This is a genomic window from Paraburkholderia sp., assembly GCF_035501035.1.
Taxonomy (GTDB): Bacteria; Pseudomonadota; Gammaproteobacteria; order Burkholderiales; family Burkholderiaceae; genus Paraburkholderia.
Map to the genome: position 1 here is coordinate 1 of NZ_DATJWR010000038.1, position 8,392 is coordinate 8,392.

General features: G+C 66.1%; 7 protein-coding genes. 3 read left to right on the forward strand and 4 right to left on the reverse strand.

Going from position 1 to position 8,392, the window contains the following annotated elements; genetic code table 11:
• A partial coding sequence (locus VMJ11_RS02445) for an XdhC family protein (RefSeq protein WP_325616566.1) occupies positions 1–193 on the forward strand: 193 nt, incomplete at its 5' end.
• A gap of 258 nt (positions 194–451) precedes the next feature.
• Here VMJ11_RS02445 and VMJ11_RS02450 read toward each other — a convergent pair.
• Complete coding sequence (locus VMJ11_RS02450; RefSeq protein WP_325616568.1) at positions 452–580, reverse strand: MFS transporter small subunit; 129 nt, start codon at positions 578–580, stop codon at positions 452–454.
• Between the two features lie 13 nt (positions 581–593).
• Positions 594–1,994, reverse strand: a complete 1,401-nt coding sequence (locus tag VMJ11_RS02455; RefSeq protein ID WP_325616571.1) for an L-lactate MFS transporter — start codon at positions 1,992–1,994, stop codon at positions 594–596.
• A 412-nt stretch (positions 1,995–2,406) separates the two neighbouring features.
• Here VMJ11_RS02455 and VMJ11_RS02460 point away from each other — a divergent pair, with 412 nt between their 5' ends.
• Positions 2,407–4,365, forward strand: coding sequence for a DUF3857 and transglutaminase domain-containing protein (locus tag VMJ11_RS02460; RefSeq protein WP_325616573.1), 1,959 nt, complete (start codon positions 2,407–2,409; stop codon positions 4,363–4,365).
• 37 nt (positions 4,366–4,402) lie between these two features.
• On the opposite strand, the gene VMJ11_RS02465 is transcribed toward VMJ11_RS02460, so the two are convergent.
• Positions 4,403–5,458, reverse strand: coding sequence for a serine/threonine protein kinase (locus tag VMJ11_RS02465; RefSeq protein ID WP_325616575.1), 1,056 nt, complete (start codon positions 5,456–5,458; stop codon positions 4,403–4,405).
• A gap of 178 nt (positions 5,459–5,636) precedes the next feature.
• Entirely contained in the window at positions 5,637–5,849 is a 213-nt protein-coding gene (locus VMJ11_RS02470; protein ID WP_325616577.1) for a hypothetical protein, read from the reverse strand.
• 524 nt (positions 5,850–6,373) lie between these two features.
• Here VMJ11_RS02470 and VMJ11_RS02475 point away from each other — a divergent pair.
• The coding region (locus tag VMJ11_RS02475; protein WP_325616579.1) for an efflux RND transporter permease subunit at positions 6,374–8,392 on the forward strand (2,019 nt) is incomplete at its 3' end.

Sequence of the window (8,392 nt, forward strand, 5' to 3'; positions counted from 1 at the left end):
CGAACTCGCGCGCCTGCACGGGCCAGTGGGCATCTACATCGGCAGTCGCACGCCGCCCGAGATCGCGGTGTCGATCCTCGCGGAGGTGACCGCGGCGAAGAACGGCGTTTCGCTGCCGACGATCCTCCAGGTGGAGGGCGCAAAGGCGGCGCGCGAGCAGGCCGCAGGGGCGGGATCGACATGTGACGTGTGAGGCGGCTTGGCGCGCTGCGTGGGCCGCCGGTTAGGTGGCGTGATTCGCCCTTGCGTGTGGCCCGAAGCGCGTCCTGAAGTCCGTCCTGAAGTGCGCCCCGAAGCGTGCCCCGAAGCGCGCGACAGAAGTGTCCGCCAGGCGCCACAAAAGCGCCTCCAAACCGCCCAAAACACACTGCGGGCCGCGACTCACGTCGGCGGCCCGCAGCACTGGGTTCCCATCAGGCGGCTCGCGCCGCCGCGCTTCAAGTCAAGGGCGTCAGCCGAACAGCTTCATCGCCTGCGTGAGCGTGTTGGTCACGCCCCATGCGAGCGGCAACAGCACGTAGAGCCAGAAGATCGCCATCAGCACCTTGTTCGACGATTTTTCAGCGGCCTGGGTCGTCATAGCGCGTTTCTCCTTATTTACCGGCAGCGAGTTGCGTCTCGCTCATGTGATGCTTTTCGTGCACGCGGCGCACGAGCAGATTGCAGACGAAGCCGCTCACGAGCAGCAAGGCCATGATGTGCACGGTCATCGTGTACGCGTCGGCCTTGGCCACGCCGTGCGCGACCTGGTACGCGCGCACGTAGTTCACGAGCACCGGCCCCGCCACGCCCGCTGCGGCCCATGCCGTGAGCAGGCGCCCGTGAATGCCGCCGACGAACGCCGTGCCGAACATGTCCGCGAGATAGGCGGGCACGGTCGCGAAGCCGCCGCCGTACATCGAGAGAATCAGGCAGAACGCGAGCACGAAGAGCACGATGTTGCCGCTCTGCGCGAACTGCGGCACCGCATAGTAGAGCAGCGCGCCGAACACGAAGAAGATGAAGTAGGTGTTCTTGCGCCCCACCCAGTCGGAAGCCGAAGCCCACACGAAGCGCCCGCCCATGTTGAAGAGCGAGAGCAGCCCCACGAAGCCCGCCGCCGCGCCGGCGCTCACGGTGTCCTTGAAGCTTTCCTGGATCATCACCGAGGCCTGCCCCAGCACGCCGATGCCAGCCGTCACGTTGAGAAACAGCACGAGCCAGATCAGGTAGAACTGCGGCGTCTTGAGCGCCTCGTCGATATGCACGTGCTCGCTCGACACGAGCTTTTTCGTCGTGGCGGGCGGCGTCCAGTTCGCGGGCTTCCAGTCGGGCGCGGGCACGCGGATGGCGAGCGCGCCGATCGACATCGAAATGAAGTACGCAATGCCGAGCACAACGAAGGTTTGCGCGACGCCTACGCTCGTCTCGCTCGCGAAATGCTTCATCAGCATGACCGAGAGGGGTGCCGCGATCATCGCGCCACCGCCGAAGCCCATGATCGCGAGGCCCGTCGCCATGCCGCGGCGGTCCGGGAACCAGCGGATCAGCGTGGAAACCGGCGACACATAGCCGAGCCCGAGACCGATGCCGCCAATCACGCCATAGCCGAGATAGAGCAGCGCGATCTGATGCAGGTACACGCCGAGCGCGGACACGAGAAAGCCGCCGCCGAAGCAACATGCGGCCGTGAGCATCGTGCGGCGCGGGCCCACGCGTTCGAGCCACTTGCCGCCGAACGCGGCGGAAAGCCCGAGAAACACGATGGCGAGCGAAAAGATCCAGCCAAGCGTGGTGAGCGACCAGTCATCGGGAGCGGAGGCCGTGATGCCGATCACCTTCGTGAGCGGCGCGTTGAACACGGAAAACGCGTAGGCCTGGCCGATGCACAGATGCACCGCGAGCGCGGCGGGCGGCACCATCCAGCGCGAAAAGCCCGGCGGCGCGACAGTGGCCTCCTTGGAAAAGAATGGTGCGGGCTGCGCACCGCGCGTCGAATCTGCAACGCTGCTCATGGGGTCTCCTTGTAGGCATGGTCTTTTTCGTGTTCTCGTGCGCGAAACGCACGGAGTACTGCGTGCCGGTTTGCGGCTGCCTGAACGTTAGTGCTCTCGCCGCGCTTTGGCAATATGTGGCGCAGATGCATATGCGGGCGCGGGGCCCGCGCGCCGCCGATTGTTGCGCGCGCAGCGAAGACCCGGCACCGCCGTATAACGCCTGGGAGAACGATGCAAGCGCGTCGGGCACCGGCATCGCCGTGTCCCAAATGAGAACAGCTTCTATTGGGAGAGCGTAAATCTAGACTCAATGCTCGGTACAGAGCCCAAGCCGGGCGCTGTGCGCGCCACCCGCTTGACAAGCGCATTGCATGACATTGAAGTGACGGGAGTAGCGCTCATCCGAGACCCGCCCCCTGCCGAGCCCCCCATGCGCCTCGCTCTCGCCCTTTGCTTCGCCGTCCTCGGACCTGCCACGGGAGCACTGGCCGCCGACCTCAACGCGAGCGTGGCGCAGCTCACGCCTGTGCCCGTCGATGCGCGCGCACTGGACCCAGCCGGCAGCGCCGCACAGGCGCCTTACACCAACGAATCGGAAACGCAGACATTCACCGTCAACGCGGACGGCTCGTACACGAAGCTCGACACGCTCACGCTGCGCGTAAACACCGAAGCGGGCGTCGCACGCGCGGGCCAGTACTACGTCTGGTTCAACCGCGAGATGGCCCATGTGGAAGTGCTCGAAGCCTGGACCGAGGACGCCGCGGGAGGACGTCACGACGTGCGCCCCGAGCAGATCCGCGACGTGCAGGAAGTGCGCTCGTTCGACGCCCCGATGTTCCAGGACATACAGGACAAGGTGATCGTGTTCCCGGCCGTCGAGCCGGGCGCGCGCATCCACCTCACGTGGCGCAAGATCCAGCGTGTGCCGGTCGTGCCCGGCTGGTTCAGCGACTTCACGCCGCCCGACCTCGCGCCCACGCACAACTTCCGCGTGATCTACGACCTGCCCGCGAAGGTGCCGCTCTATGCCGACGCGCGCGGCTTCACCGTGCAGCCTCCCGCCACGCGCAACGGCCGCACGCGCTACGAGTACCGTTACGACAAGGCGAACTTCTCGCGCCTCGAATACGGCTCGGTTGCCTACGTGAGCTACGGCGACCGGCTGATGGTATCCACCTTCCCCGACTACGCGGCGTTCGCGAAGGTCTATCGCGAGGCCGCCGCCGACCCGAGCACGCGCGACGCCGCCATCGTGCGCCTCGCGCAAGCGCTCACGGCGCACGACGACACGCCGCGCGAGAAGGCGCAAACGCTCTACGACTGGGTGCGCCGCAACATCCGCTATGTGGCGATCAACATCGGGCGCGGCGAGATCGTGCCGCACCGCGTGACCGACGTGCTCGCCAACCGCTACGGCGACTGCAAGGACCACGTCGCGCTGTACGGCGCGCTGCTCGACGCCGTGGGCGTGCGCAACGTGCCAACGCTCGTCAACAGCGGCACGGTCTACACGCTGCCGGATGTGCCCGGCTTTGGCGTGATCAATCACGTCATCACATGGCTGCCCGAACTGCAGATGTTCGCGGATTCCACGGCGGGCAACATCGAGTTCGGCTATTTGCCGTCGACCGACATGGACCGCGTTGCCGTGCTCGCCGGCGACGGCACGCAGATCCGCACGCCCGCCACGGCCACGACCACGCGCGAGAGCGACCTCGACATCACGGTCGCGCCCGACGGGTCGGCTCGCTTCGTGTACCGGCTGCAGTCCGACGGCTGGTCCGCCGAGCAAACGCGTAGCGTGCTGCGCCTGCAAACGCCCGCACAGCGCGAGGAATCGCTGCAGTGGGAACTGCGCAACGCCAACCTGCGCGGCGACGCCGCGCTCGCCTCCAGCTCGCTCGACGCCACGGGCGGGCCGCTCGTGCTCACGCTCACGGGCACCTTCGACGGCTTCGTCGACCCCGACATGACCACGCCCGTGCCGACGCTCACGAGCTTCGTGGGCGGCCTCGACGCGAATCTGCGCTACTGGCTGGGCGAGTCGCGCCGCACGCAGCCTTTCGTGTGCCGCAACGTGGTGGTGACCGAGCGCGCGCGCATCGCGCTGCCGCCGGGCATGCGCGTGCTCGACGTGCCGATACCGCAGCACGCCGGCAACCGTTTCATCGACTTCAGCTCGCAATACGCGCTCGACGCCGCGTCGAACGTGCTGCGCGTCACGCGCACGGGGCGCACGCATTTCGAGAGCGATGTCTGCAGCGCCGACGACTTCGCGCAGATGCGCCCGGCGTTCGAGACGATGGCGCGCGACCTGCGCGCGCAATTGATCGTCAAGCCTTCGGCGCAGGGCGCCGCGCCGGGAGCCCCGGCAAGCGCGCAATGAGCGCAGTGAAATGACGCAGGCCGCCGACGCGTGACGATCAAACCGGCCAGAGCGGCCCTTCCTGCATCGCGCCAATCTGCTCGCGCAGTTCGAGAATGCGCTCTTCCCAATAGCGCTGCGTGTTGAACCACGGGAAGGCGGCCGGAAACGCAGGATCGTGCCAGCGGCGCGCGAGCCAGGCCGAGTAGTGGATCAGGCGCAGCGTGCGCAGCGCCTCGATCAGATGCAGCTCGCGCGGCTCGAATTCGCAGAAGTCCTCATAGCCGGCGAGCAGGTCCGCGAGCGCGCGCGAAGCGCCTGCGCGGTCGCCCGGCAGCAGCAGCCAGAGATCCTGGATGGCGGGACCCATGCGGCTGTCGTCGAAGTCCACGAAATGCGGGCCGTCATCGGTCCAGAGCACGTTGCTCGGATGGCAGTCGCCGTGCAAGCGCAGTGTGCGCAATTCGCCGGCATGCGCACCGGCGCGCTCGAACGCCGCCTCCACGCCTTCGAGCGCGAGCGTGACCGCGGCCTGCCAGGCTTCGCGCACGTCGGCGGGCACGAAGCCATGCTCGAGCAGCCAGGCGCGCGGCTCGTAGCCGTAGTTCTCGATGTCGAGCGTGGGGCGCGCGCGATACGGCTCGGTCGCGCCCACCGCGTGAATGCGGCCGATGAAGCGGCCCAGCCATTCGAGCGTGTCGCTGCGGTCGAGTTCGGGCGCGCGGCCGCCGCGGCGCTCGAAGAGCGCAAAGCGAAAGCCGTCGAATTCGTGCAGCGTGCGTCCTTCGAAGACGAGCGCGGGCACGACCGGAATCTCGCGCTCAGCGAGCTGCGCGACGAACGCGTGCTCTTCGAGAATCGCCTCGTTGCTCCAGCGCCCCGGGCGATAGAACTTCGCGACGAGCGGCGGGCCGTCTTCGACGCCCACCTGGTAGACGCGGTTCTCGTAGCTGTTGAGCGCGAGCATGCGGCCATCGGCGCGACGGTTGGCCGGTATCAGCACGCTGTCGAGCGCATCGAGCACGCATTCGGGCGTGAGGCGCGCGTACGGCGCGGCCTGCTGGTCGCCGGGGCCGAAGGGCTCGCCGGGACTGGAAGAGGGATCGTGATTCATACCCGCATTGTGCCTCTTGCGGGCAGTGCCTGCGAGCTGGAATGCGCACGGCGAGGGGATGCGGCGAGGCGCGCCGCGCCTCGTCAGCGTGTTAGCGTGTCAGAGGATCAGGCGCGCCGAAGGCCGGGGCCCGTTCATACCTGCTCATACCTGCTCATACCAATGGCCGGCCTCGGGCTCAATGCAGCTTCGCGCCGGCGGGCATCACGTGCTCGCCCGTATCGATCAGGTCCTCGAGAAAAAAGGGCTCAGTATTGAGTTGCGCCGATGCGCCGGGCTCCCCGGCGTACCAGGTCACCATCGCCATGTCGCCAAGAATGCGCATCACGATGCCGCGCGCGCCCTGCGGCACGGCGATATGAACGGAACGGACGATAGAACCGATTTGCATGATGTTTCCCCGTTACCTTCGCCGGCTTCCCTCGAAGGAAGGCCGGTCGGCATGCTGACAAAAAACCGATGCGCACCATCGGTTGCGCGCGCATCCAAACCTGCCTCGGGCCACCTGCTGCTCAACCACGCCACGACGGCGAGGCCCTTGGCCTACTCATTGTTGCCTGTTTGCCCGCGCGAGCAAAGCAAAAAAATAGGGGGGTGAATCGGCGGCATTACCGGCGCCATACAACGCGCCGCGCCGCGTCGCCCTGCTTTGTTCGCGCAACTTACGAAATGCTGACTGTAACAGATGGTAAACCCCATCGCTTACTCGCTTGCAAGCGCCGCCCCTCAAAAAGTACGCTGATGCACGGTGACTGGCGCTATAGTCCTGTCCCATCCGGGCGCGCTGCGCCGCAAGCACAGACTTCGCGCGCGAACTGCAACCGGCCACGATACCGATAACCGAGACGCTCGCCCCCCCGGCCGGACCAGCCACGCGAGCCACATCCCGACATCAGCGAAGGAACCTGCCGTTCCATGTGGATCGTTCGACTCGCGCTCAAGCGCCCGTACACGTTCGTCGTGCTCGCGTTGCTGCTTTTGATCGTCGGGCCGTTGACGATCCTGCGCACCCCCACCGACATCTTCCCGAACATCGACATCCCGGTGCTTTCGGTGATCTGGACCTACACGGGTCTGCCCGCCGACGAGATGGAAAAGCGCATCGTGCTCAACTACGAGCGCGGCCTCTCGGTGGCCGTGAACGATATCGAGCACACCGAATCCACGTCGCTGAACGGTATCGCGGTCGTGAAGATCTTCTTCCAGCCGCATGCCAATATCCAGGAAGCGCTGGCCGAGGTCACCGCGCTCTCGCAAACGCAGCTGCGCTCGCTGCCGCCCGGCATCACGCCGCCATTCATCCTGCGCTACAACGCCTCGACGGTGCCGATCCTGCGCCTGTCGCTCTCCTCGCCGCAGCTCACCGAGCAGGAGTTGTTCGATTACGGCAACAACTTCCTGAAGACGCAGCTCGCCACGGTGCCGGGCGCCTCCGCGCCGCTGCCGTATGGCGGCAAGCAACGGCAGATCATGGTCGACATCGACCAGCGCGCGCTGCAGCAGCACAACCTCTCGCCGATGGACGTGGTGAACGCCATCAGCGCGCAAAATCTGATCCTGCCTTCGGGGACGGCCAAGATCGGCGCGACCGAGTACTCGGTCACGATGAATGCGAGCCCCAACACCATAGCGGGTCTCAACGACATTCCCGTGAAAACCACGGAGAACGGCACGATCTATATCCGCGACGTCGCGCACGTGCGCGACGGCTTCGTGCCGCAGACCAACATCGTGCGCGTGGACGGCCAGCGCGCCTCGCTCCTCACCATCAACAAGAGCGGCAACACCTCGACGCTGGAGATCGTCGACCGCATCAAGGAGATGATGCCCACGCTGCGCAATCTCGTGCCGACCTCGCTGAACATCGATCCGGTCGCGGACCAGTCGCTGTTCGTGCGCGCCTCGGTGCAGGGCGTGCTGCGCGAGGCGCTCATCGCCGCCGCGCTCACGGCGCTCATGATCCTGCTCTTTCTCGGCAACTGGCGCGCCACGCTCATCATCGCGGTCTCGATTCCGCTTTCGATGATCACCTCGATCATCGCGCTCGCGGCGCTCGGCGAGACCATCAACATCATGACGCTGGGCGGCCTCGCGCTCGCCGTCGGCATTCTCGTTGACGATGCAACGGTTGCGATCGAGAACATCAGCCAGCAGCTCGAACAGGGCAAGACGCTCGAACAGGCGATTCTCGACGGCGCGCAACAGATCGCGATTCCCACGCTCGTTTCGACGCTTTCCATCTGCATCGTGTTCGTGCCGATGTTCCTGCTCACGGGCGTGGCGCACTACCTCTTCATTCCGCTCGCGGAAGCCGTGGTGTTCGCGATGCTCGCGTCGTACTTCTTCTCGCGAACGCTCGTGCCCACGCTCGCGAAGTACCTGATGCGCCATCACCACAAGAGCGCCGATCTGCATCACGCGCATGGCGGCACGCGCAACCCGTTCATGCGCATTCACCTCGCGTTCGAGCGCGGCTTCGAGCGGCTGCGGGAGCGCTATCGCGTGTTTCTCGCGGCGCGCGTCAAGCATCCGGTGTGGTTCGTCGTGGCGTTTCTCGGCTGCTGCGGCGCATCGCTGCTGCTGATGCCGTTTCTCGGGCGCGACTTCTTTCCGCAGGTCGATGCGGGCACCATCGCGCTGCATCTGCGCGCGAAAACCGGCATGCGCGTGGAGGAAACCACCGTGCTCACCGACCGCATCGACAAGCGCATTCGCGAGCTGATTCCGGCAAGCGAGCTGCATTCGATCATCGATAACATCGGCCTGCCGGTTTCGGGCATCAACCTCTCGTACAGCAACACGGGCACCATCGGCACCTCGGACGCCGACGTGCTGATCTCGCTGAACGAAGACCACCACCCCACCGCCGACTACGTGCGCCTCTTGCGCCGCACGCTCAACGCGGAGTTTCCCGGCGTGCAGTTCGCCTTCCTG